This is a genomic window from Nocardia sp. NPDC051929, from assembly GCF_044548645.1.
Taxonomy (GTDB): domain Bacteria; phylum Actinomycetota; class Actinomycetes; order Mycobacteriales; family Mycobacteriaceae; genus Nocardia; species Nocardia sichangensis.
Genome location: NZ_JBIUCG010000024.1, coordinates 12,852 through 38,744 on the forward strand (window position 1 = coordinate 12,852; position 25,893 = coordinate 38,744).

Below are 25,893 nucleotides of genomic sequence, written 5' to 3' on the forward strand. Positions count from 1 at the left end.
CGGTTGGTCGACGCGCGTTCCGGTGCGACCCTGAGATGTCGGACCCTGCTGCGAACATCACCGTGGGTCTCGTTCTCCGCCGCCAGTCACATACCTACAGGGGGAGTCTTGTCTGTCACGCTGGACGTTTCGTCGGCCGAATCGGAGGCCGACAGAACGGAGCGGCCCGCCGCCACGGGCCGCTTGCATTCCCTGCGCCGATTCTGGCCGTACCTGCGTCCGCACGTCCGCATTCTGCTCGCCGCCAGCGGACTGGCGCTGCTGTCCGGCCTGACGGCCGTCGTCATCCCGCTGATGATCGCGCGGATCATCGACGGCCCGGTCGCCCACCGCGATCTCGCGGGCGCGCTCGGGCCGGTGGCCCTGGTCCTGGCGCTCGGCCTGGTCGAGGCCGGTGGCGTGTGGGGACGCCGCTGGCTGATCGCCGCCCCCGCGACGCGTATCGAGATCACGCTGCGCGCCAAGATCTTCCGGAAGCTGCAAGCGTTGTCGATCGGCAGGCACGACGCGTGGGAGTCGGGTCAGCTGCTGTCCCGCGCGATCGAGGACCTGGCCACCATGCGCCGGTTCGTCTCGTTCGCGGGACCGTTCCTGCTCATCCACTGCGTGATCATTCCGGTAGGCCTGCTCGTGCTGATCGGGCTGAGCCCGCAGATCGGGCTGATCTTCGCGGTGATCGCCATTCCGCTGGTGTTCATCTGCATTCGTTTCGAGCGCAGGTACGCGGTGGCCTCGCGGCGTTCGCAGGACCAGTCCGGGGACCTGGCCACCACGGCCGAGGAGTCCGCGCAGGGCGTTCGGGTGCTCAAGGCGTTCGGGCGAGGCGTGTTCTTCGGCCGCCGCTTCACCGCCCAGGCGCAGGTATTGCGGCAGACCGAGCTGCTGAAAGCGCGCCTGGACGCGACATTGTGGTCGAGCATGCTGAGCATTCCGCAACTGGCCATCGCGTTCGCTCTCGGCTACGGCGGGTACGCGGTGGCGCACGGCACGATGACGCTCGGCACCTTGATCGCCGCCATCACGCTGGCGACCTTCCTGCAGTGGCCGATCATCTGGACCGGCTTCCTGCTCGCGGAACTGAACGACGCGCGCACCGCTGCCGACCGATACTGGGAGATCGTCGACACCCCGGTCGACATCACCGATCCGGCCGATCCGGTGCGCTTGCCGGACCGCATCCGTGGTGAATTGCGGTTGGAGGCTGTGCGTTTCGCTTTTCCCGACGCGGAGAACGAGGTGCTGCGCGAGGTGTCGTTGCGGGTGCGCCCGGGCGAGACGGTGGCGCTGGTCGGCGCGACGGGAAGCGGCAAGACGGCGCTGCTCAACTTGATCCCGCGCTTGTACGACGTGACGGGCGGTGCGATCACCATCGACGGCATCGACATCGCGGCGATGCGGGTCGCCGACCTGCGATCGCTGGTGTCGGTCGCCTTCGAGGAACCGGTGTTGTTCTCGGCGAGTGTGCGGGAGAACGTCGCGCTCGGCGACCCGTCCGCCACGGACGCCGATGTGCGCCGCGCCCTGGAGGTCGCGCAGGCCACCGCGTTCGTCGACGACCTGCCCTGGGGCTTGGACACCAGGATCGGTGAACAGGGCTTGAGCCTGTCCGGTGGTCAGCGGCAGCGCCTCGCGCTGGCTCGCGCGGTGCTCACCGGCGCGGGCGGAGGCAGGCGCAGCCGGATCATGGTGCTCGACGACCCGCTGTCCGCGCTCGACGTGGAGACCGAGGAGCGAGTGCAGGAACGCCTGCGCACCGTGCTGGCCGACGCGACCACGCTGCTCGTCGCGCACCGTCCGTCCACGGCCGCGCTGGCCGACCGGGTGGCGGTGCTCGCCGACGGCCGGGTCGTCGCGGAGGGCACCCACGATCAATTGCTGCGCACCAGTAAGAGCTACCGCGAACTGATGGGAGGTGAGTAGCTGTGAGTACTGCGACCACTGTCTCGGAAGACGAAGCGCCGCAGACTGATCCGACCCGTGCGGAAGGCGCGGCCGACTGGCGCGGCATCGCGGGCGAGGACAAGGAGGTCACCGAGACCGGGAACCTGGTGCTGGCCGGACGCTCCCGGCGGCTGCTGCTCGACCTGGTCAGGCCCTACCGCAAGCTCACCGGCCTCGCGCTGGTGCTCATCGTGCTGGACAACATCGCGAAGGTGTCCGCGCCACTGTTCGTCGCGCACGCGCTGGACACCGGCATCGCGCGCGGTGTCGCGGGCGACTGGGCGCCGCTGGCCAGGACCGTGGGCGGCTACGTCGGCTCGATCCTGCTCGGCTCGATCTGTACGTACTCCTTCCTGCGGGTGACCGGCAAGCTCAGCCAGAGCGTGTTGTTCGACCTGCGCGTGCGCGCGTTCACACATGTGCAGCGGCTCAGCGTCGCCTTCCACGAGAAGTACACCTCCGGCAAGGTGGTGGCGCGGCTCACCGGCGACATCGAGACGCTGCAGGAACTGCTGGAGAGTGCGCTCAACCAGGCGCTGAGCGCGATCCTGTCGGTGCTGACCATCGCGGCGCTGCTGATCTACCTGGACCAGGCGCTCGCCGCGATCGTGCTGATCGGATTCGTTCCCCTGGCGCTGGTCACCCGCTGGGCGCAGCGCAGGCAGCGAGCGGGCTACCGGCGCACGCGCGCCGCGATCGCCAAGGTGGTCGTGCAGTTCGTCGAGTCGATGGGCGGCATGCGGGCGGTGCAGGCGTTCCGCCGGGAGCAGCGCAACGAGTCGGTGCTCGCGGTGGAGGACTCCGAATACCGCCAGGCGACCACCGCGGCCATGCGCGGCATGGGCGACTACGCGGGTTTGACCAAACTGCTCGGCAACCTCACCACGGTGACCATCATCGTGGTCGGTGCCTGGCGCGTGATCGAGGGCGATCTCGCGGTCGGCGTGCTCGCGGCCTACCTGCTGTACCTCAACGAGTTCTACGGGCCGCTGGACGAGCTGGCGCAGGTGTTCAACGCCTACCAGTCCGCGGCGGCCGCGTTGGAGAAGATCTCGGGCGTGCTCGAGGAGGAGCCGTCCGTGCCGGAGCCGGCGCGGCCGATCCCCCTGGCGAAGGCGTCCGGCGCGGTGCGGATGGAGAAGGTGTGGTTCGGCTACGCGGCCGGTTCGACGGCCGACAGCGGCGCATCCGAGAAGTCGGATGCCGTCCGGCTGGACGACGGCGGCCGTCATGCCGGCGCGGTGGGTGATTCGGCGGTCCGGCCGGGCGGCGCCCCGACCGGTGACGAACCGGACAGCCCGTCGGATGTGCGAGGCCTGGCCGCGACCGGCAAGCCGTCGGCCGGTTCCCATGTCCTGCCCGGTGCGTCCACGAGTGTCGGCGGGTGCTCGCCGAGCAGCGCCGTCGCGGCGGAGTCGAACGCGCCTGCCGACGCCCTGCCGGTACCGTCCGCGGATTCGCCGGTGCGGTCGGATCGCCGGACGCGACCGGTGCTGCCGGAGTTCACCTTGGACATCCCGGCCGGGCAGATCATCGCCCTGGTCGGTGTGACCGGTGCGGGCAAGTCGACGCTGGCGAAGCTGCTGACGCGGTTCTACGACCCGTCCGGCGGCGTGGTCACCCTGGACGGCGTCGACCTGCGCCTGCTGTCCGACGCCGATTTGCGCCGCAACGTGGTGATGGTCACCCAGGAGTCCTACCTGTTCTCCGGTTCGGTGGCCGACAACATCCGGTTGGGCAGGCCGGAGGCCACCGACGCGGAGGTGTTCGCGGCGGCCCGCGCGGTCGGTCTGTACGACTTCGTGCAGGCGTTGCCCGAGGGCTTCGGCACCGACGTGCGCAAACGCGGCGGCAGGCTCTCGGCGGGGCAGCGGCAGCTGGTCGCGTTCGCGCGGGTGTTCCTGGCCGATCCCGCCGTGATCGTGCTGGACGAGGCCACGTCGAGCCTGGACATCCCCAGCGAACGGCTGGTGCAGCGGGCGCTCGAGACCGTGCTGCGCGGCCGCACGGCCGTGATCATCGCGCACCGGCTGTCCACGGTGGCGATCGCGGACCGGGTGCTGGTGCTCGAGTCCGGCCGGATCGTCGAGGACGGCGCGCCGGATGCCCTGATCGCGGGGACCGGCCGGTTCGCCGACCTGCACGCGGCGTGGCGGGAGTCGCTCGTGTGATGAGCGGCGGTTCTACGGGCGGGGGCCGGACGTCGCTTACGGTAGATACGTGACGACCCCAGCCTCCGACCCCGAGAGCCCCGCCGCGAACACGCAGGAATCCCGGTGGCCGGCGATCCTCACCTGGCGCGCCCACGACGCGACCCGGATGGAGTCGGTGCGGGTACAGCTCAATGGCAACCGCATCCGCGCCACCGGGCGGATGATCGGCGGCGCCGGCGCCGACCACCCCGCGTTCAGCGCGTCGTACGACCTGGTCACCGACGAGAACGGCGTGACGAAGCGGCTGTCGCTGCGCACCACGACGGCCGCCGGGGAGCGGCACGCCTCCATCGCCCGCGACGAGGAGAACTACTGGCTCGTCGACGCGGGCGGCAACCACGTGCGCTCCACCTTCGCCGGAGCACTCGACGTGGACGTGGTGCTCAGCCCGTTCTTCAACACCCTGCCGATCCGCCGCTACGACCTGCAGCACGCGGTCGAGGACGTCCAGGTCCCCGTGGTCTACGTCCGCCTGCCCGACCTGCTCGTCCAAGAGGCCACGCTGATCTACAGCAGCGCCGCCGACGGCATCAGCGTGCTTTCGCCGGTCTCCAGCGCGACGGTCACGGTGGACGCCGACGGCTTTCTGCTGGACTACCCGGGGCTGGCCGAACGGATCTGACGCGGCACCGCGCGACGGCCCACGAGCTGGCATGCGCGAGTCGAGGCTTTCGTGCCGAGGACCGGGTCGTCGAGCCCCGAGGTTCCAGAATCGCCACCGGAGCTCCGGGAACGCGCCTGCCACCGAAGGCCGCTCCGGGTCGACACCCGCGGCCGGTCTCTCGGCGCTGCGACTACTGAAGGCAGTGTCGTCGGAGCTGCCCAGGCTCGCGCACCTCGACGCGGATGGATCTCCGCCGGAGAAAACGTCGCGAGGTGTTCACCCGCGATCAGCAGCGGCCGGACCGACTCTGGAATGTCTGGGAGGGGACGGTTCTCGCGCGGTCAGTTCAGCCGGGTTATGACCCCACCGCGCTCGCCTGCGGCCCGCAGTTCTTCCAGCCAACCGCGGTCGCCGGGACGAATGTCCGTGATCTCCCAGCGGCGCGCGGATTCATAGCGCTGTCGCGCGTCGTGCCCGGCTTCGACCAGGTCCGCGAGGGATTGCTTGTCGCGCAGGCTGTCGCGCGCCGCGCCGAGCACGGTGAGTGTCTCGTCCAGAACTTCCAGTAGCGCCGCGGAATTCGGTTCGCAGATCGCACGAACCAGGTCGGGCGCCGTGCCCGCGACGCGGGTGCCGTCCCGGAACGACCCGGCCGCGAGTCCCAGCGCGAGCTCACCTCCGGTGGCGCCCGCCAGGGCCAGTGCCTCGGCGAGCACATGCGGAAGGTGGGAGATGCGGGCCACGGCGCGATCGTGTTCCGCGGCCACGACCGGTACAACCACCGAGCCGCAATCCAGCGCCAGGCGCACTACGCGGCTCCACGGGTCGACCCGCGTGCCCTGGTCGACGCCGACCGCCCACACCGCGTCGCGGAACAACGTGGGATCGGTGGCGGCCCAGCCGGATTCGGACGTACCGGCCATCGGATGGCCGCCGACGTACCGCTCGGCGAGTCCGTGTTCGCGTACGGCCGCCGCGACCGGCCCTTTCACGCTCACCACATCGGTGAGCGCGCATTCCGGCGCGTAGTCGGCGATCGCCGAGAGCATGTGGTCCACCGCGGGCATCGGCACCGCGACGACGATCAGCGCGTCGGTCTCCGCGGCGCGCCGCAGCGCGGCAGGTAGGTCTTCGGTGACGTCGAATCCGTCGGCACGGGCGGCCTGCGCACCCACCGCGGAGCGGTTGTATCCCCAGCCGTCGTAGCCCGCGCCGACGGCCGCACGCAACAGCGACCCACCGATCAAACCGGTCCCGAGGACGCACACGGGTGCTTTCTTCGCCGAAGTCACCCGAACAGATTGGCATACGACTTCAACATTTCCGCTCGAGCAGACTACCGTTGCGGCCATGGCAGCACAGCGCTCGGGCACGAACAGGGCGGCGTCGGACGATTACGACGACGTGGAAGGGTTCGCAGTGGCGGTTGTCCGCGAAGAAGGCAAATGGCGGTGCAGTCCGCTGAGCCGGGACGCGCTCACCGATTTGTCCGCCGCGGAAAACGAACTGAAGGCTTTGCGCAGCTCCGGAGCGGTGTTCGGATTGCTCGACATCGACGACGAGTTCTTCATCGTGCTCCGGCCCGCGCCGAGCGGAACCCGGATGCTCGTCTCGGACGCCACGGCCGCGATCGATTACGACATCGCCGCGGACGTCCTAGAGGCCCTGAACGTGGAAATCCCCGATATCGATCCGGATGAACTGGACGACGTGGAGCCGTGGGAGGAGGGCGACCTCGGTGTGCTCGCCGATCTGGGCCTGCCCGAACCGGTGCTGAGCGTCATCCTCGCAGAGACCGATCTCTATCCGGATGAGCAGCTCGGCATGATCGCCCAGCGTCTCGGCTTCGCCGGTGAATTCGCCGCGGTGCTGGATAAACTGCCGCGCTGACGTGCGCGTTCTCCCGGACGACCCGTTCTCCGCCGACGCCGATATGGTGCGGGCGGCCATCGCCGCCGCGGCGGCCGCCGGGGAGCGTGACGTACCCGTCGGCGCTGTCGTGTTCGACTCCGCCGGAATGGAACTCGCGCGAGCCGCGAACGCGCGGGAGGCGCTGGGCGATCCGACCGCGCACGCGGAGATCTTGGCGCTGCGTCGCGCCGCCGCGGTCCACGGTGACGGGTGGCGGCTGGAGGGCGCCACGCTCGCCGTGACGCTGGAGCCGTGCACCATGTGCGCTGGCGCCCTGGTGCTCGCGCGGGTGGGCCGTCTGATCTTCGGTGCGTGGGAGCCGAAGACCGGCGCCGTCGGGTCGCTGTGGGACGTGGTGCGTGACCGCCGTCTCAACCACCGGCCGCAGGTACGCGGCGGAGTGCTCGCGGACGAATGCGCGGCGTTGCTCGACGAGTTCTTCCGCACCCAGCGCTGAGCCCACCCACCCCAGGTCTACAGGCGATTTAGTGATCCGGCACCGGTCCGGTATGGTTGTCGGCGGTGGCGTGTCCGAGCGGCCTAAGGAGCACGCCTCGAAAGCGTGTGAGGGGTAACCCCCCTCCGAGGGTTCAAATCCCTCCGCCACCGCCAAAGCCCCTCATCTGTTCGCACAGGTGAGGGGCTATTTTCTTGCCTCAGGCAGCGGCTTGGTGACTAAAAATAGTTTTTGAGCATTTCCGTGGACCACGCAGCTTGCTGGACGTCTCCTCGTGGGCCGAACTCCGCGAACCAGGGTTTGATGTCCAGCACGGGCGTGCCGTCGACGGCGTCGAGTTCGGCAACGTGCAGGTCGCGGCCGTCCACTCGGAGCAGTCGGCACCGCGAGACGCCGAGCCAGTTGATGCGCCGCATGTTCCTGTGCCCGAAGATGCCGACCTTCGGCCATTCGGGATTGTCGCGTGCGCTGCGCGCACCGAAGTGCAGGTCCGTCGGGTCGGTGAGGTGGAACCGGAACACGATCTCCAGGTGGCTGAACTCCTCCAACCCCTGCACCGACTCCTCGGTGAACCGGGGGTCGTCGACGCGAATGATCGCCTCGGTGCCACCCCAGTGATCATCGGTCGGTTCACGCCGTCCACCTACGACGTGCGCAACCGGCACTACCTCGAACACTTCCTCAGCCATACGACCCTGTCCTACTTCCTGTTTACGGCTAGATACTCGGCTGCCTGCTCGTCAGTCTCGCGGACACCGGGAATGGACTGGCTGCGGTACGGTGCCAGCGTCGAGCGTATGTCGCGGGCCACGGTCCGGGTGCGTCCGGATTGCACTCCGCCCATCGCGTCGAGTGCGGAACGCCAGGTGGCGCAGGCCTGCTCGATTTCGCCGCTGCGGGCCTGCACCGTGCCGAGGTAACCGAGGGTCACGGCATGGGTTCGTGTGAACGCGGTGGCCTTGCGCTTGCGGACGCTGAGCTGGAATTGGTCAGCGGCCCCGGTGAGGTTGCCCGCGTCCCGCAGTGCGCACGCAGTTTCATGAGCGAGACTCGCCTCGGAGAAGAAGAACACCCGAGTGGGTTCGGGATCGGAGTCGGCGACTGCCGCGAGATCCTGCTCGGCCTGGAGGAGGGCTTTCGCTGACTCGGCGGACCGACCGGCCGCGCTCAATGCTTTCGCGTGCACGACCTTCAGCAGTGCGCGCTCGCGGGGGCAGGCCGATTGGTAGCGAGCGCCGCTGATGGATGCTTCAGCCAGCTGTAGGCCTTGCTCGGGGTGTCCTAAATCCACGGCTTGGTGCGCCATTGCGCGCAGCACGTGACCGGCCAGCGGCGCATCTTCCGCTTCGGCGGCGAACTGGGTCGATGTGGCGAAGTAGCGTTGTGCGGCTGCGTGCTCGTCGTTGTCGAACGCCATCCACCCGACGAGGTAGGCCATCTCCGCTGCTGCGGAGAACATTTGGCGACGGACGGTCTCGCTGGCGAAGGAACCCTTCAGATAGCCGGTTACCTCGTTGGTCAGATATTGGACGACGGCTGTTCGTCCATGCCCGCCGCCGAGTCGCTGATCTATCTGCGAGAAGAGGAGCATCACATCTCGGACAGCGGCTACGTCGGCTTCCCCCACGTAGCGGACTCGGGATTCCTTGCGTGGAAGGGCGGCCGCGTTGTCGAGCCACCCGGGCAGCAGGACGGACGCGCTGAGTGCTGTGGAGTATCCGACACGTAGGAAAGAGCGCCGTTCCACATCAGCCTTTCCGAGGTTGAGCAAGCTCGCTACTGGGTCTTGGATGCGACCGAAATGCTTCTCGTAACACGCTATGACATCGGACGTCGGTGTGCGTTCTCCGGTCTCGTAGTAGGCAAGCACAGACTTGCTGTAGTGGATCTGAGCAGATAGTGCGGCCAGGGACACTCCAGCGGCTTCGCGGGCTGCTCGGAGCTGCGCACCGACGATAGCGGCGTGACCGTCCATACCGCCGAATCTAGCCGGTCACGGACCCGCGTACAGCTAGTTGTGGATGCGCTGTGGACGCCGATCTCGTTCCTCGGTGCATGTTCCGTGGTCATCTGAATAGGCGTCCGGCATGGAGTACGGAACCGCGAGCCCCTTACCGCAGTCCGCTCCTGTCCCGGGTACCGATCAGGGGGTTGTCGGGGCCGGGCGCGCCTATTCCGACGAGTGTGAGCAGGGGAGCACGATGCGCCGAGAAGCGTTCGGGGACACACCGATGTCTCGATGCCACTACTACCGGAACGTGTGCGATATACCCGCGCGAGTCGACCCTCCGCATGTGGGCCGGATCGTGGCCCGTTGCGGCTCGGTGTGGGCGATCACGATGCCCGCCGTGCTGGGGCACGACGTGAAGGTGTGGATGCAGAACCAGGGTTACAAGCTGGGACCAATCCTTTCGCATCCACGGTCGCAGCGCTGGACGTTCATCATCCGGCCGGACGTGCCCGATGACGTGCCGTTGTTCGCTGAGATGTTCCGGTTCAACGTGTCCATCGTGCGCGACGGCGGAACGATCGGGTTGCCGAGTCCAGCCGATCGCGGGACCGCGTTCCGGGCGTGGATCGTGCGCCCGGACAGCCACGTTCGCCCTTCGGGTTGGCTGATAGTGCGGGCGATACGGGACATTGCGGCAGCGAAGCGGGCGCAGCGGCGGGTACTGGCTTATGCCGGACAGTGACGAGCCCGAACGTCCCGCGCTGCTACTGCTTCAGGGCGGCAAGTCGGGCAGATTCGACGTTGAGGCAGCGTTGGCGCGGCTGCATGACCGGCTGACTTCGCACAGCAACCCGACCTTGCCGTTGATGAGCCGCGACGCCGCTGACAAGGCACTCGACGCGCACAAGGGTTGCGACCCGTTGCAGTGTTCGACACTGGTCACGGCGGAAATCGTGACCCGCGACGACTACCGGTGGTTTCGGGAGCGGGGCATGTGATGACTTCTCCGCTGCCGAACGATCCGGATGTGCATCTGTCGGTGTTCCTGCACGGCGCACGGTTCGACTTCGCGGCCTGCCTCACCGCCGCTGTTCTGTTCGTGCAAGAGGCATCGGAAACGGCACTACGTCGACGCTGTGCACGTGCTTCCTGATAGTGCTGAGCGCTGGCCCAGGTTGCCGTGTGAACGGCTGTATATCGAGCGATGATGTGGGTTCCTTGCCCGCCGACCGTGCACGCGCGACACTGACCTGTTCGGACCATGACGAGAAGGAGCTAGGCGTGGGGAATGACGAGCAGCTGACCATGGATCTCGGCGTACCGGTCGAGCAGACCGAATGGGGGAAATGGGTCGACCCCGACCGTCGCAAGGCGCAAGCCCAGAAATTCATGGACTATGCGGGCATAAGCCGTCTGCCTTCGGAACCGTGGCCGGAAGGCTCGGCGGAGGTGGAACGGCTGAACCCCATCGTCGCGGACTTGTTCCCGGACATGGCTACCGCGATGGCCCCCGAGAACGCCGACATGGCCGACGCTTTCATTTGTTTCATCGGCGAGTGTTTCATCAAGTTCGCGGGCGCTGAATGGATCGAATACGAGTGGCCCGGCAGGGAGTACACATTCTATGAAGACGTGAATCCCGCACTTCTATTCGACACCGACGATGAAGATGAAATGACGGCGTGGTATCTGATGGACAGTATGGTCGGATACGACGCCGAAGAACGCGACGGGATGTTTTCGGACATGGCCGCGACCATACGTGAGTATGCGGGCTACCATAACGAGAAATACGCCTAACACTCTTTCCGCTTAACGTAGTCGTTCGCCTCTATTCTACAAACCGACGCCTCGGGGGGCGGCAATGCCCGAGTACGACCGCGACCGTCATGACTACGACAACAACACGCGGGGCAGAATATTTGAAAACGGCGCAGCTCAGTACTTCCGCGACCGGGAAAACGGCTACGTCCAGCAGTCGCAGATTTTCAGGGTCCCGAATGTTGGTAATGTACGATTCGACAAGATCAAAGAAGACCGTGGCCTGATCTACACTATTGAAGAAAAGTCCGGCAGAATCGATTCGAAGAAGGATAAGAAGCAACTCGAGGTGGTACGCGCACTCCTCGATAAGGGTGTGATCCAGCAACACGTGCTGCGGACCGTCGAAGGTGAGTACAGGTCGCCGGAAGTGCAGAAGCTTATCGACGGTCTGGTCCGCGACTTCAAGGAAAAGTTTACGCACCAGGTCATACCCCGCCACGTTGCCCGCGAGATATGGGCGATCGGACTGCAAAGAGAAACAGGAAAGCAGCTCGAATTGCCCGGTGTCGGTGAGAAGGCGCGGCAGCAAAAGGAGCAGCAGCGCGAGCACCGGGCGAAAGCCGCGGAGCTGGCGGAAAAGGCACGCGACCGGGCCGAGAAATTCCGGAACATGTTGAGATTCCGCGATGGTGCTACACGCGGCCGGGCCGAAGCCCCGCAGCGGGTCGAACACGACCGGCAAGCAAGAGAAGAAGCCGAGCGAGCCAGGCAAGCACGCGGAGTCGATGAGCGGGCACAGATTGAGCGGGCGGCTGCCGAACGGGTGGCGCAGGAATTCCCAGTGCCCAACCAGTACCAGGAACGCGAAGCCGTCGACACCGGGCAACAGTCGGTGCGAGAAGGTGCGGAGGCTGCCAGCGTCGAGCGCGCGGGGGGCGAGGCGCGTGCGGCAGTCGACAGGGAACGAGAGGTTGCATTCAAGGCACGTGAGGCGGCGGAGAAGGAGCGCGCGGAACAACTGGTGCGGTTGCAGGCGCAGGGGATTCCGCCGGAAGTGGTGCAGCTTCTCGGGCTCGGTCAAGCGCACCCGCCGTCTGCGGCGGTCAAAGAACCTCCGGGTACGTCGCCGCAGGCACAGCGTGGTTATTGGCACAGCCAAGAACGGAGCCGGGGAATGGAGCGCGGCCGGTGAATCGCCTGCGCCAGATCGAATGCAGCGGTCCCAGGGCAAAGTTCGTGGAGTGCCTCGCCGAGGAATGGGTTGTGGCCGCAGATGGACCTGCGGCTGGTCGCGTCGGGTTGGGCGGCGGGAGACCATCACTGGGCATGGTGGTCACATCGCCATAGACTCTGCGGCGTGAGCGAGCAGAACCCGCCCACTGGGGGCGCTGGTACGAATCAGTCAGGCAGACAACAGCCACCGCAACCAGATGGAGCGCCAACCCAACCTGAAGCCGCGAGGCGAACCGGGATCCGAGATTTCGGACCGGCGTGGATCACTGCGATCTCCACACTGATCGTGGCTCTCACAGGGGCGGGGGTGTTCGTTGGTAGGGCAACAGCGCCGAATACCTCGCAGGCCGCGGGTCAGCCGTCCGTGACGGTTCCGGCCGGACCAGCAGCAGCGACAATCCCAGCGACTACAAGTGTGCCCGCTGTTGTACCGGGCACCGCCCTGATCGCTAATTGCCCCATTGTGCTCGCCAGTGGCTACAATCTGCCTATCGGCAAGGCAAATGAATGTCCATTCCCCACTAAGGAGAATGGGCTTGGTGTCGGATGGAATTCGCTGGCGTTGGTGGTTGATGATAGATCGACCTTGGCAAAACTGGACAGTTCTGCGGCCAGTTATGACGCATGCAAAAAGAACACGCGATTCATTAGATCCGCGTATGCTCCTGCCGAAGGTGACGTGATCTGCTATGTCGGCAAATCCGTCGTCGCCGCAGTCACATTCACAAAGACGGTCGACATAGGATCGGTGCAAACTCCCGCAGAATTCAGTATCACGATCTGGCAAGGATAGCTACTTGGAAGACACCTCGCGCGGGCTGGTCTGTCTCGTGGAGCGGCAGCCCGACTGCGGGGCTCAGGTGTCAGATGAACCTGCTCAGCACCGATGTCGACGGATCCACACCGAGCTGGGAAGCTGCGAATGCCCTCCTATGGCCTACACTCAGGTACACCCGCCGAATTTCCCGAGCCAGGAACTCGGAACGGAATACAGAGCAGCACCGAGCCGCACGCACTGCGGCGTCAGCACATCACGGCTCGCCTGCAGTACGTTCACCTGGCCAGGGATGTCGGAGGCAGGAATCTACAAGGACTCCGGTCAAGGTAGTCTCCGATCTGGGATGTGAGTGCATGAGGACATTAGTCTGGTCAGCATTCGCGAGATATGTTCTGGTTATGGCGGTGGCGGAGGGTCAAATCTCTACACCAATGCTCTAGCCTCATCTGTTTGCGCAGGTGAAAGGGTTTCTCATCTTCCATGGCAAACCGAAGGAGATTGATTCCGGTGACCGAGCCCGACCACGATTACTGGATGAACCGGGCCATCGAACTCGCGCGCTTGTGCCCGGTGGCGGAGGGCGCGTTCTCGGTGGGTGCGGTGATCGTCGCCGATGGTGCGGAGATCGCCACCGGCTATTCGCGTGAGTCCGATCCCAAGGAGCACGCCGAGGAGGCCGCGCTCCGCAAGGTGGACCCGGCCGATCTCCGGCTGGCGCGTGCCACGATCTACAGCACGCTGGAACCCTGCTCGGAGCGGGGGTCGAAGGATCGGCTGCCGTGCACGGACCGGATATTGCGGGCCGGTATTCCGGTCGTGGTGATCGCGTGGCGCGAGCCGTCGACATTCGTGGCGAACTGCGTGGGCGTGGAGAAACTGCGGCAGGCGGGGGTCACGGTGGTCGAGCTCGCCGACCTCGCCGAGGCGGCGATGTCGATGAACCGGCACCTCGACCTGTCCTGAGCTTCAGTCGTAGTCCCAGTACTGCAGCCAGCGCACCGACGCGAACAGCAGCAGTGTCAGCGCGTAGAGGACGACGACCACCGCCGCTCCGACGATGCTGATCCGTGGGCTCGCGCCGTCGACCGGGTCCAGCCACCGGCGGAACCGGCGTGCGACCGCGGGTGAGAGGAAATAGCTCATCACGCCCACGCTCACGATCTGGCTGAGCCACAACGCCAGCCACGGCTGCGCGCCGAGCCGGTCGAGCACCGGACCGAGGAATCGGGACAGCACCATCACCGTCGGATACAGCACCAGCAGCACCAGCATGGCGGTCTTCCAGGTCGGTGTCATCCTGGTCTCGCCGTCGACCGTGCGGACGGTAGATCCGAACGGCGTGGTGTGCGCGTCCACGGTGAAGTCCTCGGTCAGCTTCGAACGCAATTCCGGTAGCGCGGCGGCGCGTTCGTCCGAGCCCAGCCATTCCGTCAACTGCCGTTGTGTCCGGAATCGGAGCAGCGAGAACCAGCGGCCGCCGTCCGCCGGGAAAAGGGCGGCGCCCTCGAATCCCGGAAATCTCGAACTCGCCGCGACGAGTTGCGCCTCGGTCGCCTCGAATTCGAATTCCTTGTCGCGTGCGACACTGTGCCGGAACACGCAGACGCCCGGCGGCGGCGACTCTCCCTCGACGATGATCAGATCGGCGCTCTTGCAATGGAAGCCGCGCGCTTCACCGTCGGCGACGGTGGCTGCCCGTTCGGCCGAGTCCAGGAATTCGTGCAGCAATGGCTCGGATCGGAATGTGACGCTGAATCCCGGTTCGAGCATCGGGCTCTCGGTCACCGCGACGGAGGAATGCGTGAACCCGTGCATCGTGCGGGCGATTTCGGTCAGCCGCGCCAGCCAGTCCCGGAAGGCCGCGTCGTTCGCCGGTCGGTGAAAGACCGTTACGACGGTCGCCGCGGCATTCATCGGCGCTACACGACGTCGACGCGACGGCCCCGCACGTAGACCTCGGTGATCGCGGGCTCTCGGATACCCATCAGCAAGGCGAACAGTGTCTGATCCCGGGCCAGTACGGGGTCGTCGGAGCGAACGCCGTATACCAGCGTGCTTTCCAGCGCTGGAACACGCGCCGGTTCGACCACGATGAAGTCGGCTTCCTTACCGACGTCGAAATTCCCGAAACGGTTCTCCATATCCAAGGCACGCGCACCGGCCAGCGTGCCGGTGAAGAGCATTTCCGCGGGATGCATCGACACGCCCTGCTCGCCCGGCTCGGAGATGTGCACTTTGAACGCGGCGGAAAGTACCTGTGGAATAAGCCATTCGTCGCCACCGCCGTAATCGGTGCCCGCGGCTACCGTGACGCCGGAGGCGAGCGTCCGCTTCCACGGCATCGTGCCGGAACCGAGGAACTGCTGCGATACCGGGCAGTGCGCGACCGACGTGCCGGTTTCGGCCATCCGCCGCAGTTCGTCGTCCTGGCAGTGCACGCAGTGGGCGAGAATGGTGCGCTTGCCGAGCATGCTCTTGCCGCCCACCGCTGACCCGGGCAGGAACTTCCCGTCGTAGGTATCCAGATAGGTCGCCACGTCGTACGCCTGCTTGGTGGCATCGACTTCGCCGGTGCCGGGGCGGTTGTTCTCGTTGAGGTGACTGTGGAAATAGACGCCGCGTTCGCGTACCGAATCATAGAGATCGCCCAGGTTTTTCAGCGTCGTGCGAGTAACCGCCAGCGAGAATCGCGGCACGACCGCCACGTGCAGCAGCGCCGTGTCCACGTCACCGGTGTCGGCGGCATGCCATTTGTCGATCTCTTCGCTCGTCAATCGGATGGCGTCGTCTTCGGTGGTGATCAGCGGCGCCGCCGCATCCGCTCCGGTCGTTTGGATTCCCCGGCCTGCGACAATCCGCAGACCACGCCGCCGGGTCTCGGTGAACAGGGCGTCCTGCGCATGCGGGAACGCCGAGCCGAAGACCATCGCCGCCGTGGTCCCCGCTGCGATGCGCCGTGCGCAGAACTCGGTGGCCGCCGATAGCGCGAATTCTGGATCGGCATAACGGGATTCCGCGGGGTACATACATAATTCGAGCCACTCCAGCAGTTGGCCGCCGCCGTAGGCATCGCCCGCGAAGGTCTGTGGGAAGTGGATATGCGTGTCGACGAATCCGGGAAGCAGGAATCCTGGACGATGATCGAACACTTCTCCGGCGCGGTGCTCGGCCGGGATATCGGAGCGCGGTCCGCAGAATACTATCCGGCCGCTTTCCCCGATTATCAGCGCACCGTCCGGCAGATCGGCCAACGCGTCGGCCGCATCGCCGGCTGCGGGACTTCCGGCGATGTGGAAAATGTGCCCCAAGTGGACTTGGCTCACCATTCGAGGAAAACACACATGGATCCGGCATGCGAGCGGATCGGGTAAAATGCGGTCAGACGCCGCGCGAGAAGAATGTCACCGGAGGCGGCATACGGTAGCCGGCGAGTTTGATGAATCGGGCGCTCACGCTGCGCTGCGCGTCCTCCAGCGGGCCCGCTCCGACCGTGTTCATCATCCGGTTGATCACATTGAAGCAGGTGCCGACCCAGACGGCCTCGTCGAACGCTTCCCGGGAGACGCCCGCCAGCCGGACCAGCGCGGCGTCCTCGGCGGTCAACCCGCCCGGGTCACGAGCCATCTTCGCGAGGAAGGCCAGCATCGCGCGCGCCTCGGGACGCAGCGGGGAGTCCGCGCCGCCGGCCAAGGCGCGGGTCACCACGTCGGCGTCGACGTAGGCGCCCGCGATCGCCTCGTGCGAGGTGGCGCAGAACGGGCACTCGTTGGCCCGCGAGGTATGCGTCGCGAAGATCTCCCGTTCGGCGACGGTCCAGTACGACGGTCCGCGCATGATGTCCTGGATCAGCTCCGACAGCGGCGACCCGAAGAACCTGTGCCGGTAGAACAACACTTTGAGCACGGCGGGAACCTCCACGCCGCTGAACCGCCGCATGGTCCACAACACGAGTTTGGTCGGCCGGTCGTGACCGGAACGCACTGCCTCCAGCCACATCTCAGTACCCCTCCCAAGCCAGGCGCGCGGCGCGCAGGCGCCGGTCGGCCGCGCCGTAGGCGGCGACCGCGGTCGCCTCGAAGATCTCGTCGTCGGTGTGCCCGGCCGTTTTGAGCGCCGTGATCTCCTGCTCGGTGACCCGATAGGAGCGGTCGGCCACCAGGTCCGCGAACGTGGCGAGTTCAGCGGGAACGTCCTGGCCGGAGTCGGCTGTCCCGGCGGCTCTGGCTCGCAGCGCCCGGCGGACCCGGCTCGACAGCCGCCCCGGGGCGGACTCGAGATGCTCGCCGAACAGCTGCCATTTCTCACTCATCGAGCCGCGCATGGGCCTCATTCTGTCCGACGACGGTCACCTTCGCTGAGAATCACGGGCGCGCAGCGCTACTCGTTACCGACCCTGCGCAATACGACCTTGCGACCGGCCAGGTCGACACCGATCAGCGGCGGTGCCCCCTGGTCCTGCTCGTCGCGCAACATCGACACCGATTCGCGATGGTCGAGCTCCATGCGTTTGGTCGAGTAGAACAGCGCGGTGAATTCGTCGGTGAACGTGCCGGAGATCGGTGTGCGGCGGCGCCTGCGGCGCTTGTTCACGGTCAACTCGTAGACGGCCACCAGCACGAGCAGGATCACCCAGCCTGGAATCGTCCACTGGAACAGCGCCGCCATGCCACCGAAGGTACCAGCCGGCAGTCCCGTAGAACCGGAGTGAAAATTGTCCTTTTCATGAGGGGTAACCGACGTGATCGCGGGTATACGCCCGATACGCAAGTGCGGGGAAGGACGCGATGCCAGATGCGCCGTCGGACAATCCGCGCGGGAACGATGCGCGAGAGAAACATGAGAATCGGAAGTGTAATCGTCTTGATCTGGTTGCTGATCGGCGTGGTCGCCGCAGCACAACGGCACTATTTCGACAGCGGGCCGGTCAACTGCGCCGGTTTCGGCACCATCGCCGTCACGGTGATCGCGGGACCGCTCAACTACATGGGCGTCAACCCGAAGGTCGCGGATTGCAATGTCCCGCAACCGAGCCCGTAGTTCGATCGAGTAACCGCGGACAGCCGGGTGGGTATGCCGCCCGGCTGTCCGCTTTTCGTCTGCGCGGGCCGTGAACCAAACATTTGCTGAGACGCGATTCGATCCACACTACCTCGGGCTTATTGGGTAACTGTCGGTGTGGCCGGGTATCCCCCCTCGACGGGGAGCACGGAAGGAACCGAGGAGATGCGTGATTACGGGCGTCGTGAGCGTGATTACGAACGTCGTGCGCGTGCCGGCCGCGGCCCGGGCATAGGCTCCCGGGTGCTCGGGTTCCTGCTGCTGGCCTGGCTGGCGATCGGCCTGCTCGCGGCCGGGCAGCGGCACTATTTCGACAGCGGGCCGCCGTTGAACTGCGCCGGTTGGGGCACGATCGGTCTCACCGCCCTCGCGGGCCCGCTCAACTATGTCGGCGTCGATCCGAAGGTCGGCGACTGCGAACTGCCGCAACCGAGCCGGTGAAACGCACTCGGCCCCGCATCCGGAGTCCGGATGCGGGGCCGAGCCATGGCCTTCGGATCAGCTGACGCCGACCGGCACCTTCGCCGTCTCGGCGGAACGCCGCTGCAGCTCACGCAGCTTCGTACCCTCGACGTCGATATCGGGCAGGATGCGGTCGAGCCACTTCGGCATCCACCACGACCACTTGCCCATCAGCACCAGCAGCGACGGAATCAGCACCATGCGGACGATGAACGCGTCCAGCAGCACGCCAACCGCCAGGGCGAAACCGAACGACTTCGCGGTCACGTCGGTCTCCAGCAGGAACGAGCCGAACACCGAGATCATGATGATCGCCGCCGAGGTCACCACGCGCGCGCCGTGGTGGTAGCCGGCGACCACCGCGTCCCTGGCCGACCTGCCGTGCACGAACTCCTCGCGCATCCGGGTCACCAGGAAGACCTGGTAGTCCATCGCGAGGCCGAACACCAAGCCGATCAGCATGATCGGCATGAAGCTGACCAGCGGATGCGGGTCCTCGATCAGGCCGAGCTTGCCCTCCTGGAAGATCAGCACAGTCGCGCCGAAGGTCGCGGCCATCGACAGCAGGAACCCGAGCGCCGCCGTGAGCGGCACCAGGATCGACCGGAACACCAGGATCAGCAGGACGAACGCCGCGCCCGCCACGATCGCCAGGTAGGGCACGATCTTGCTGAGCAGCACGTGGTCCACGTCGGCGAAGATCGCCGTGGTGCCGGTGATGCCGTACTCGATGCCGTACTCGGCCTTCAGCTGGCCCTCGGCCTCTCTGGCGTCGCGCACCAGATCCTTGGTGGCCTGGTTGTTGGGCCCGGACTTGGGCACGCCGTTCAGCAGCGCGCCCTGCTGGTCCTGGCTCCACTGCGGCTCGGTCACGTAGTCCATGTCGGGGTAGGACGCGAGCTTGTCGCGCAGCGCCTTCACCGCGGCGTCCCGGTTCTCGGCGGGGACGGCGCTCAGGTCGGCGGCCACGTTCAGCACGCCGTTGCTGCCCTCGCCGAAGCCTTCGGTCCGCAGCTCGTAGGCCTTCCGGATGGTGGAGGTCTTCGGCATGCTGTCCTCGCCGGGCAGGCCCAGGTTCAGGCCGGCCGCGGGGGCGGCGAGCGCGCCGAGCACCACGACGCTCAGGATCAGCGCGACCCACGGCGCGCGGCCGATCAGGCGGCCGAAACGCATGCCGTTGGTGACCGAGTTCTCGTCCTCGGGATCGTGCTGTGCGACCACCGGCAGCTTCGGCTTGAACAGGAACCGGCCGAACGCGCCGAGCAGCGCAGGCATCAGCGTGATCGCCGTGAGCACCGCGAAACCGGCGGCGATGGCCCCGCCCAGACCCATGAACGTCATGAACTCGACACCGACGATGCTCAGGCCCGCCAGCGCGATGATGACGGTCAGACCGGCGAACACGACGGCGGAACCGGCCGTACCGAGCGCGGTGCCGGCGGCCTCTTCCGGCGAATCCTGCACCGCGAGTTCATGCTTGTACCTGGACACGATGAACAGCGCGTAGTCGATGGACAGCGCGATGCCGATCATCGAGGCGAGGAAGGTGGTGAAGCTGGGGATCTCGATCACCGAGGTGCCGAGCATGATCAGCGAGGTGGCCGCGCCGAGGCCGATGATCGCGGTGACGATCGGCACGAACGCCGCGACGATGGCGCCGAACGCCACGACCATCACGACCAGCGCGACGGCCATGCCGATCATCTCGGACTTGCCGCTGGGCGCTTCCTGCTTCTGCGCGATCGAGCCGCTCATCTCGACCGTCAGCCCGGCGTTGCGCGCGTCGGCGGCCACGTCGTAGGCCGTTTCCCGCTGGGCGTCGGTCACGTCGGTGACCTTCGCGATCGTGAACGGGACATTGATCACAGCCACGGTCGCGGGCGCGGTCTTGCTCAGCACGTTCAGCGGGGCGGCGCTGCACTGCGCGGGATCGGGATTGCTCAGGCAGCCCATCTTCTCGGTCGCCTCGACCGGGTTGGTGATGGGTTTGCCGTGGTCGACGATGTCGAGCCGGCCGAGTTTGGCGATGAACGCGTCCAGCGCCGCACGGTTCGCCGGATCGGTCAGCGTCTGACCCTCCGGCGCGGCGGCGACGTAGGTGCCGGTGACCGCGTCGAACTTGTACGCGGCGGAGGCGCCGGGGAAGTGTTTGTCGAGGATTTCGTTGGCACGCTCCGAGGGCAGGTTGGGCATGCTGAAGTCGTTGCTCATCGGCTTGCTGAGCTGCGCGCCCAGGCCACCGAGGAGCACGAACAAGACGAGCCAGACGGGAAGCACTATCCATTTCCGGCGGAAGGCGAACTTCCCCCATCTGTACAGGTAAACGGACACGACTGGTTACTCCTAGCGATGACTGGGATCGTGCTGGTTCTGCGTGTAGACAGCACTCGCGGAGGTGCCCTGCCTGCCTCCGCCTCCACTGACGCTTTCTGCCTACCGTGCGGTAGGTAGACTACCCAGGAGCTAAGCGGAGGTACAACCTCAATTTTACGGGTGATCTTCGCTCGATGCGAAGGTGATGAGAGGATCGTCGAATGGCCGTGCGTGACGCACCCGGCGCTGTCGCCGCAGGTGGAAGCACTAAAATCGCGATTCGGGACGCCGCGGTAAAGCTGTTCGGAGCCAAAGGATTCGAGCAGACGAGCCTGCGCGAGGTCGCGGATGCGGTAGGAATCACAAAGGCGTCGCTCTACTATCACTACGCGTCGAAGCTCGATCTGCTATTGGCGATCATCGATCCGATCGTCGATCTCATGCGTTCGGTGGTGGACGATCTCGACCGGGTGCCGCACGATGCCGAAGGCATCCGCCAGGTGCTCCGGACGTATCTGCGCGGTCTGATCCATCACCGAGACGCCGGGGCGCTGGTCGTGCGCGACACGGTCGCGATCATCAACGCCATGGCCGACCGCTACCCCGATCTGATGAACACCAGCAAGGCGCTGCGCGAGTGGCTGGCCGGACCGGACGCCACCGAGGAGGCGCACCTGCGCGCCTGCGCCGCGCTCGAGGTGATCGGTGTTGCGCTGGTGTCCAAGGAACTCGTGCCTGGTGCGGACGACTCGCTGGTGGAATCGTCACTGCTGGACGCCGCGACCTGTGTGCTCGCGGGCGGCGGCGCCGCGTAGATTCGAGCCATCCCCTCGACGCCAGGAGTCGCTGCTGTGCACATCACCGCGAAGGTCGATTACGCGGTGCGAACGCTGCTCGAGATCGCCAGTGCGCCGCGGCTGGACCAGTCGGCGGTCGGACTCGGCGCACCCCTTGTGCAGGCCGCGCCGGTGGTCAAGGCCGAAGCGATCGCCACCGCCCAGCGGATTCCGCCCAAGGTGCTCGAGTCCGTGCTCGGCGAACTGCGCCGCGCGGAACTCGTGATCAGCAGGCGCGGCCCGGACGGCGGCTACTGGCTGGCCAGGCCGGCCGCCGACATCTCCATCGCCGACGTGATCCGCGCGATCGAGGGCCCGCTCGCGTCGGTGCGCGGCGCGCGGCCGGAGGACGTCCGCTATGCCGGTGCGGCCGAGCCGTTGCAGCGGGTGTGGATCGCGCTGCGGGTCAATATTCGCGCGGTGCTGGAGAACGTCACCATCGCCGACATCGCCAGCAACCGGCTGCCCGGATTCGTCGAAACGCTCACCGAAGACCAAGGCGCCTGGGCGCGCCGTTAGCTCCGCAGACCCCGACGGGAGAGCATTCATGCAGGTCAGAAATCTTCACGGCGTATCGCGCCGACAGCCGGTAGCCTGCGATTCATCATGCTGACCCAACTGCTCCGCACGCATCTGTACCCCTACCGCACCCAGCTCGCGGGGGTCGTTGTGCTTCAGCTGATTTCCGTGATCGCGATGCTGTATCTGCCCAGCCTCAACGCGGACCTGATCGACAACGGCGTCACCAAAGGTGATCTCGGCTACATCTGGAGCACCGGTTTGTGGATGCTCGCGGTCACGGGCGTGCAGATCGTCGCGTCGGCCGCTTCGGTCTATCTCGGCGCGCAGGCGGCCATGGGCGCGGGCCGCGATCTGCGTGGCGCGCTGCTGCACCGCGTCGGCACCTTCTCCGCGCGCGAAGTGGGCATGTTCGGCGCGCCCTCGCTGATCACCCGCAATACCAACGACATTCAGCAGGTTCAGCTGCTCATCGTGATGTCGGCGACCATCCTGGTGATGGCGCCGATCATGTGCGTCGGCGGCATCATCATGGCGTTGCGCGAGGATCTCGGCCTGTCCTGGCTGCTGCTGATCGCGGTGCCCGCGCTCGGCCTGTCCATGGCCGTGCTGATCTCCAAAATGGTGCCCGGCTTCCGCGACATGCAAGCCAGGATCGATGAGGTGAACCGGGTACTGCGCGAGCAGATCACCGGTATTCGCGTGGTGCGGGCCTTCGTGCGGGAGCGGCAGGAGACCTGGCGGTTCGGCCTGGCCAACACCGAACTCACCGACACCGCGCTGCGGGTCGGCCGGTTGATGGCGCTCATGTTCCCCACGGTCATGCTGATCAGCAACGTCACCGCGGTCGCGGTGATCTGGTTCGGCGGGCACGCGATCGACGCCGGGCACATGCAGATCGGTTCGCTCACCGCGATGCTGTCCTACATCATGCAGATCCTGATGGCCGTGATGATGGCCTCGTTCCTGGCCATGATGGCGCCGCGCGCCGCGGTGTCGGCCGACCGGATCGGTGAAGTGCTCGACACCGAGTCCTCGGTGCACCCGCCGCGCCTGCCGCAGCCGTTCACCGACGACCCGGCTGTCGTGGATTTCCGGTTCGCCGAGTTCGCCTTCCCCGGCGCGGAGAAGCCGGTGCTGAAAGCCATTCGATTCGAGGTGCGCCCCGGCACCACCACCGCGATCGTCGGGTCCACCGGCGCGGGCAAAACCACGCTGGTCAACCTCATACCCCGGCTGATGGATGTCACCGACGGCGCGGTCTATATCGGCGGCACCGACGTGCGCCACATCGACCTGGAGGTGTTGCGCTCGCAGATCGGCCTGGTGCCGCAGAAGGCGTACCTCTTCTCCGGCACGGTCGCGAGCAACCTGCGCTACGGCAATCCGCACGCCACCGACGAGGAGCTGTGGCGCGCGCTGGAGATCGCGCAGGCCGCCGACTTCGTCCGCGAGATGCCGGAGGGTCTGCAGACCCCCGTCGCGCAGGGCGGCACCACCGTTTCCGGAGGCCAGCGTCAACGCTTGGCCATCGCCCGAGCGCTGGTGAAGAAGCCCAGGGTGTATCTGTTCGACGACTCGTTCTCCGCGCTGGACGTGGCGACCGACGCCAGGCTGCGGGAGGCGCTGAAGCCGGAGACAGCGGACGCCTCGGTTGTCATCGTCGCGCAGCGCATCGCGACCATCCGGGACGCGGATCAGATCGTGGTGCTCGAAGACGGCGCGATAGCGGGCATCGGCACGCACGAGCAGCTCCTGCGGGAGTGCTCGGAGTACCGGGAGATCGTCGAGTCGCAACTGAGTGCCGAGGAGGCGCGATGAGACCCGGAATGCCAACGCCCGGTGCGCCGGGCACCAAGGCGAAATCGTTCGTGCCCTCGCTGAAACGACTGTTGCGCAGGCTCGCGCCGGAGCGGTTACAGGTCGCGCTGATCATCGCGCTCGTCATCGTCTCGGTGGTGCTGAACACCGTCGGCCCGTACATTCTCGGCAAGGCGACCAACCTGGTCTTCGACGGCGTGGTCGGCAAACAGCTGCCGCCCGGCGTTTCCAAGGACCAGGCGATCGAAGCCCTGCGAGCCAAGGGCGACAACACTTTCGCCGACATGCTCAGCGCCATGGACGTGGTGCCAGGGGTGGGGGTCGACTTCGGCGCGGTCGGGCGGGTCCTCGCCTTGGTGCTGGCGCTGTACATCGGTGCGGCCGTCTTCGGGTGGTTGCAGGGGTACCTGCTCAACATCGTGATCAACCGGACCGTGAAGCGGCTGCGCAGCGAGGTCGAGGACAAGATCCACCGACTTCCGTTGCGCTACTTCGACTCCGCGCCGCGCGGTGACGTGCTCAGCCGGGTGACCAACGACGTCGACAATGTCTCGCAGAGCCTGCAACAGACCATGAGCCAGCTGCTCATCTCGGTGTTCTCGGTGCTCGGCATCCTGGTCATGATGTTCTGGATCTCCTGGCAGCTCGCGGTGATCGCCTTGCTCACCGTGCCCGCCGCCATCGTGGTCACCGCGCAGATCGCGAAACGGTCCAAGCCGCACTTCGTCGACCAGTGGAAGTACACCGGCCTGGTCAACGCCCAGGTCGAGGAGGCGTACACCGGGCACGAGGTGGTCACCGCGTTCGGCCGCAACCGCGAGGTCGGCAAGGCATTCGATGAGCGCAACGAACAGCTGTATCAGGCGAGCTTCAAAGCGCAATTCATCTCTGGCCTGATCATGCCCTCGATCATGTTCCTGGGGAACGTGAACTTCGTGCTGGTCGCGCTCGTCGGCGGGTTGAAGGTGGCCACGGGTAGCCTCTCGCTCGGCGAGGTGCAGGCGTTCATCCAGTACTCCCGCCAGTTCAGCCAGCCGCTGACCCAGCTCGGTGCGATGGCCAACCTGCTGCAGTCCGGCGTCGCCTCGGCCGAGCGGATCTTCGAGATCCTGGACGCCGAGGAGCAGAGCCCGGACCCGGTGATGGCCGACGCGCGCCCGGTCGACCGCGGCCGGGTGGAGTTCGAGGCCGTCTCGTTCCGGTACGAACCCGACAAGCCGGTGATCGAGCGGCTGTCGCTGGTGGCGGAGCCCGGGCACGTGGTCGCGATCGTCGGCCCCACCGGCGCGGGCAAGACCACGCTGGTGAACTTGCTCATGCGGTTCTACGAACTGGACGCCGGCACCATCACCATCGACGACGTCGACATCACCGAGATCACCCGCGACAACCTGCGCTCGCGCATCGGCATGGTGTTGCAGGACACCTGGCTGTTCAAGGGCACCATCCGGGAGAACATCGCCTACGGCAACCCGAACGCGAGCGAAGAGGAGATCCTCGCCGCGGCGCGCGCCGCCTATGTCGACCGCTTCGTGCACGCGCTGCCCGACGGCTACGACACGATCATCGACGAGGAGGGCTCCGGCGTCAGCGCCGGCGAGAAACAGCTGATCACCATCGCGCGCGCGTTCCTCGCCAAGCCGTCCATCCTCATCCTGGACGAGGCGACCAGCTCGGTGGACACCCGCACCGAACTGCTCGTGCAGCACGCCACCGCCGCCCTGCGCCGCGACCGGACCAGTTTCGTCATCGCCCACCGCCTGTCCACCATCCGCGACGCCGACCTGATCGTCGTCATGGAAGCGGGCCGAATCGTGGAACACGGCTCGCACGAACGCTTGCTCGACGAGCGCGGGGCGTACTACCGCCTGTACAACGCCCAGTTCGCAGGCGCAGTGTAGTTTGGCCGCGCCTTCGGCGCGGCGTGTTCGCGGCCCCTTTATGGCTCGTGTCCGAGCGACCGCCGCTTGCTCCTTCGTCGCCTACGCGGCGGTCACTCGGACGCGAGCCGGGCCGCGAACGGCGGATGCTC

At 66.5% G+C, this 25,893-nt stretch carries 26 protein-coding genes and 1 tRNA gene; 18 read left to right on the forward strand and 9 right to left on the reverse strand.

From position 1 onward, the window contains the following. The first annotated feature begins 108 nt into the window (after positions 1-108). From ACIHAX_RS29165 to ACIHAX_RS29175, 3 genes are read left to right on the forward strand one after another with little or no spacing between them, the layout of a single operon-like run. Complete coding sequence (locus ACIHAX_RS29165; RefSeq protein ID WP_397280742.1) at positions 109-1,920, forward strand: ABC transporter ATP-binding protein; 1,812 nt, start codon at positions 109-111, stop codon at positions 1,918-1,920. A 2-nt stretch (positions 1,921-1,922) separates the two neighbouring features. Next, positions 1,923-4,112 (forward strand): ABC transporter transmembrane domain-containing protein, encoded by a 2,190-nt coding sequence (locus ACIHAX_RS29170; protein ID WP_397280744.1) that lies wholly within the window; start codon positions 1,923-1,925, stop codon positions 4,110-4,112. 49 nt (positions 4,113-4,161) lie between these two features. Continuing rightward, positions 4,162-4,776 carry a putative glycolipid-binding domain-containing protein gene (locus tag ACIHAX_RS29175; protein WP_356963376.1) on the forward strand — a complete coding sequence of 205 codons (615 nt, stop codon included), beginning with the start codon at positions 4,162-4,164 and terminating at the stop codon, positions 4,774-4,776. Between the two features lie 323 nt (positions 4,777-5,099). Here ACIHAX_RS29175 and ACIHAX_RS29180 read toward each other — a convergent pair whose 3' ends face one another. After that, positions 5,100-6,050 (reverse strand): prephenate dehydrogenase, encoded by a 951-nt coding sequence (locus ACIHAX_RS29180; protein ID WP_397280747.1) that lies wholly within the window; start codon positions 6,048-6,050, stop codon positions 5,100-5,102. 58 nt (positions 6,051-6,108) lie between these two features. Here ACIHAX_RS29180 and ACIHAX_RS29185 point away from each other — a divergent pair, with 58 nt between their 5' ends. The 3 genes from ACIHAX_RS29185 (at position 6,109) to ACIHAX_RS29195 (ending at position 7,281) form a co-directional block, all read left to right on the forward strand. Next, positions 6,109-6,648, forward strand: coding sequence for a tRNA adenosine deaminase-associated protein (locus tag ACIHAX_RS29185; protein ID WP_195079751.1), 540 nt, complete (start codon positions 6,109-6,111; stop codon positions 6,646-6,648). 43 nt (positions 6,649-6,691) lie between these two features. Next, on the forward strand, positions 6,692-7,126 hold the full coding sequence (locus tag ACIHAX_RS29190) for a nucleoside deaminase (RefSeq protein ID WP_356963511.1): 435 nt from the start codon (positions 6,692-6,694) through the stop codon (positions 7,124-7,126). 64 nt (positions 7,127-7,190) lie between these two features. Further along, positions 7,191-7,281: transfer RNA gene (locus ACIHAX_RS29195), tRNA-Ser, on the forward strand. A gap of 63 nt (positions 7,282-7,344) precedes the next feature. On the opposite strand, the gene ACIHAX_RS29200 is transcribed toward ACIHAX_RS29195, so the two are convergent. Further along, a complete protein-coding gene (locus tag ACIHAX_RS29200; protein ID WP_397280749.1) occupies positions 7,345-7,815 on the reverse strand; it encodes an SAM-dependent methyltransferase in 471 nt (156 codons plus the stop codon). An 11-nt stretch (positions 7,816-7,826) separates the two neighbouring features. Next, positions 7,827-9,101: a helix-turn-helix domain-containing protein gene (locus ACIHAX_RS29205; RefSeq protein ID WP_397280751.1), complete on the reverse strand. Its 1,275-nt coding sequence runs from the start codon at positions 9,099-9,101 to the stop codon at positions 7,827-7,829. Between the two features lie 319 nt (positions 9,102-9,420). Between ACIHAX_RS29205 and ACIHAX_RS29210 the strand changes: the two genes are divergently transcribed. From ACIHAX_RS29210 to ACIHAX_RS29235, 6 genes are all read left to right on the forward strand, one after another. Beyond that, positions 9,421-9,819, forward strand: a complete 399-nt coding sequence (locus ACIHAX_RS29210; protein ID WP_397280753.1) for a DNA-directed RNA polymerase subunit beta — start codon at positions 9,421-9,423, stop codon at positions 9,817-9,819. Then, positions 9,806-10,075 carry a hypothetical protein gene (locus ACIHAX_RS29215; protein WP_397280755.1) on the forward strand — a complete coding sequence of 90 codons (270 nt, stop codon included), beginning with the start codon at positions 9,806-9,808 and terminating at the stop codon, positions 10,073-10,075. The genes ACIHAX_RS29210 and ACIHAX_RS29215 overlap by 14 nt, the downstream gene beginning before the upstream one ends. A gap of 283 nt (positions 10,076-10,358) precedes the next feature. After that, positions 10,359-10,877, forward strand: coding sequence for a hypothetical protein (locus ACIHAX_RS29220; protein WP_397280757.1), 519 nt, complete (start codon positions 10,359-10,361; stop codon positions 10,875-10,877). Positions 10,878-10,941: 64 nt separating this feature from the next. After that, complete coding sequence (locus ACIHAX_RS29225; protein ID WP_397280759.1) at positions 10,942-12,033, forward strand: hypothetical protein; 1,092 nt, start codon at positions 10,942-10,944, stop codon at positions 12,031-12,033. Between the two features lie 456 nt (positions 12,034-12,489). Beyond that, positions 12,490-12,867, forward strand: coding sequence for a hypothetical protein (locus ACIHAX_RS29230; protein WP_397280761.1), 378 nt, complete (start codon positions 12,490-12,492; stop codon positions 12,865-12,867). Between the two features lie 492 nt (positions 12,868-13,359). Continuing rightward, on the forward strand, positions 13,360-13,815 hold the full coding sequence (locus ACIHAX_RS29235) for a deaminase (protein WP_364437487.1): 456 nt from the start codon (positions 13,360-13,362) through the stop codon (positions 13,813-13,815). Between the two features lie 3 nt (positions 13,816-13,818). On the opposite strand, the gene ACIHAX_RS29240 is transcribed toward ACIHAX_RS29235, so the two are convergent. From ACIHAX_RS29240 to ACIHAX_RS29260, 5 genes are all read right to left on the reverse strand, one after another. Then, positions 13,819-14,766: an antibiotic biosynthesis monooxygenase gene (locus tag ACIHAX_RS29240; protein WP_397280763.1), complete on the reverse strand. Its 948-nt coding sequence runs from the start codon at positions 14,764-14,766 to the stop codon at positions 13,819-13,821. A 5-nt stretch (positions 14,767-14,771) separates the two neighbouring features. Next, entirely contained in the window at positions 14,772-16,178 is a 1,407-nt protein-coding gene (locus ACIHAX_RS29245) for an amidohydrolase family protein (protein WP_397280765.1), read from the reverse strand. Between the two features lie 52 nt (positions 16,179-16,230). Then, positions 16,231-16,848, reverse strand: coding sequence for a hypothetical protein (locus ACIHAX_RS29250; RefSeq protein WP_397280767.1), 618 nt, complete (start codon positions 16,846-16,848; stop codon positions 16,231-16,233). Between the two features lies 1 nt (position 16,849). Next, complete coding sequence (locus tag ACIHAX_RS29255; RefSeq protein WP_397280769.1) at positions 16,850-17,161, reverse strand: hypothetical protein; 312 nt, start codon at positions 17,159-17,161, stop codon at positions 16,850-16,852. Positions 17,162-17,229: 68 nt separating this feature from the next. After that, positions 17,230-17,517 carry a DUF6191 domain-containing protein gene (locus tag ACIHAX_RS29260; protein WP_355073018.1) on the reverse strand — a complete coding sequence of 96 codons (288 nt, stop codon included), beginning with the start codon at positions 17,515-17,517 and terminating at the stop codon, positions 17,230-17,232. 171 nt (positions 17,518-17,688) lie between these two features. On the opposite strand from ACIHAX_RS29260, the gene ACIHAX_RS29265 reads away from it, so the two are divergent. Next, positions 17,689-17,889, forward strand: coding sequence for a hypothetical protein (locus ACIHAX_RS29265; RefSeq protein ID WP_039794406.1), 201 nt, complete (start codon positions 17,689-17,691; stop codon positions 17,887-17,889). Between the two features lie 186 nt (positions 17,890-18,075). Further along, entirely contained in the window at positions 18,076-18,351 is a 276-nt protein-coding gene (locus tag ACIHAX_RS29270) for a hypothetical protein (RefSeq protein ID WP_355073016.1), read from the forward strand. 57 nt (positions 18,352-18,408) lie between these two features. Here ACIHAX_RS29270 and ACIHAX_RS29275 read toward each other — a convergent pair whose 3' ends face one another. Continuing rightward, positions 18,409-20,703, reverse strand: coding sequence for an MMPL family transporter (locus tag ACIHAX_RS29275; RefSeq protein WP_355073014.1), 2,295 nt, complete (start codon positions 20,701-20,703; stop codon positions 18,409-18,411). Between the two features lie 203 nt (positions 20,704-20,906). Between ACIHAX_RS29275 and ACIHAX_RS29280 the strand changes: the two genes are divergently transcribed. The 4 genes from ACIHAX_RS29280 (at position 20,907) to ACIHAX_RS29295 (ending at position 25,762) form a co-directional block, all read left to right on the forward strand. Further along, positions 20,907-21,500 (forward strand): helix-turn-helix domain-containing protein, encoded by a 594-nt coding sequence (locus ACIHAX_RS29280; protein ID WP_355073012.1) that lies wholly within the window; start codon positions 20,907-20,909, stop codon positions 21,498-21,500. A gap of 36 nt (positions 21,501-21,536) precedes the next feature. Continuing rightward, positions 21,537-22,040 carry an Rrf2 family transcriptional regulator gene (locus ACIHAX_RS29285; RefSeq protein WP_364437504.1) on the forward strand — a complete coding sequence of 168 codons (504 nt, stop codon included), beginning with the start codon at positions 21,537-21,539 and terminating at the stop codon, positions 22,038-22,040. Between the two features lie 87 nt (positions 22,041-22,127). Continuing rightward, positions 22,128-23,861 carry an ABC transporter ATP-binding protein gene (locus ACIHAX_RS29290; protein WP_397280772.1) on the forward strand — a complete coding sequence of 578 codons (1,734 nt, stop codon included), beginning with the start codon at positions 22,128-22,130 and terminating at the stop codon, positions 23,859-23,861. Further along, positions 23,858-25,762 (forward strand): ABC transporter ATP-binding protein, encoded by a 1,905-nt coding sequence (locus tag ACIHAX_RS29295; protein WP_355073006.1) that lies wholly within the window; start codon positions 23,858-23,860, stop codon positions 25,760-25,762. The genes ACIHAX_RS29290 and ACIHAX_RS29295 overlap by 4 nt, the downstream gene beginning before the upstream one ends. The last annotated feature ends 131 nt before the right edge of the window (positions 25,763-25,893 follow it).

What these genes read in the sequence shown, in the direction of transcription:
- ACIHAX_RS29240 (WP_397280763.1), bottom strand. Translation starts at nt 14,766, where the DNA reads ATGAATGCCGCGGCGACCGTCGTAACGGTCTTTCACCGACCGGCGAAC.
- ACIHAX_RS29200 (WP_397280749.1), bottom strand. Translation starts at nt 7,815, where the DNA reads ATGGCTGAGGAAGTGTTCGAGGTAGTGCCGGTTGCGCACGTCGTAGGT.
- ACIHAX_RS29190 (WP_356963511.1), top strand. Translation starts at nt 6,692, where the DNA reads ATGGTGCGGGCGGCCATCGCCGCCGCGGCGGCCGCCGGGGAGCGTGAC.
- ACIHAX_RS29265 (WP_039794406.1), top strand. Translation starts at nt 17,689, where the DNA reads ATGAGAATCGGAAGTGTAATCGTCTTGATCTGGTTGCTGATCGGCGTG.
- ACIHAX_RS29270 (WP_355073016.1), top strand. Translation starts at nt 18,076, where the DNA reads ATGCGTGATTACGGGCGTCGTGAGCGTGATTACGAACGTCGTGCGCGT.
- ACIHAX_RS29260 (WP_355073018.1), bottom strand. Translation starts at nt 17,517, where the DNA reads ATGGCGGCGCTGTTCCAGTGGACGATTCCAGGCTGGGTGATCCTGCTC.
- ACIHAX_RS29250 (WP_397280767.1), bottom strand. Translation starts at nt 16,848, where the DNA reads ATGTGGCTGGAGGCAGTGCGTTCCGGTCACGACCGGCCGACCAAACTC.
- ACIHAX_RS29245 (WP_397280765.1), bottom strand. Translation starts at nt 16,178, where the DNA reads ATGGTGAGCCAAGTCCACTTGGGGCACATTTTCCACATCGCCGGAAGT.
- ACIHAX_RS29225 (WP_397280759.1), top strand. Translation starts at nt 10,942, where the DNA reads ATGCCCGAGTACGACCGCGACCGTCATGACTACGACAACAACACGCGG.
- ACIHAX_RS29185 (WP_195079751.1), top strand. Translation starts at nt 6,109, where the DNA reads ATGGCAGCACAGCGCTCGGGCACGAACAGGGCGGCGTCGGACGATTAC.
- ACIHAX_RS29290 (WP_397280772.1), top strand. Translation starts at nt 22,128, where the DNA reads ATGCTGACCCAACTGCTCCGCACGCATCTGTACCCCTACCGCACCCAG.
- ACIHAX_RS29215 (WP_397280755.1), top strand. Translation starts at nt 9,806, where the DNA reads ATGCCGGACAGTGACGAGCCCGAACGTCCCGCGCTGCTACTGCTTCAG.
- ACIHAX_RS29295 (WP_355073006.1), top strand. Translation starts at nt 23,858, where the DNA reads ATGAGACCCGGAATGCCAACGCCCGGTGCGCCGGGCACCAAGGCGAAA.
- ACIHAX_RS29255 (WP_397280769.1), bottom strand. Translation starts at nt 17,161, where the DNA reads ATGAGTGAGAAATGGCAGCTGTTCGGCGAGCATCTCGAGTCCGCCCCG.
- ACIHAX_RS29205 (WP_397280751.1), bottom strand. Translation starts at nt 9,101, where the DNA reads ATGGACGGTCACGCCGCTATCGTCGGTGCGCAGCTCCGAGCAGCCCGC.
- ACIHAX_RS29280 (WP_355073012.1), top strand. Translation starts at nt 20,907, where the DNA reads ATGGCCGTGCGTGACGCACCCGGCGCTGTCGCCGCAGGTGGAAGCACT.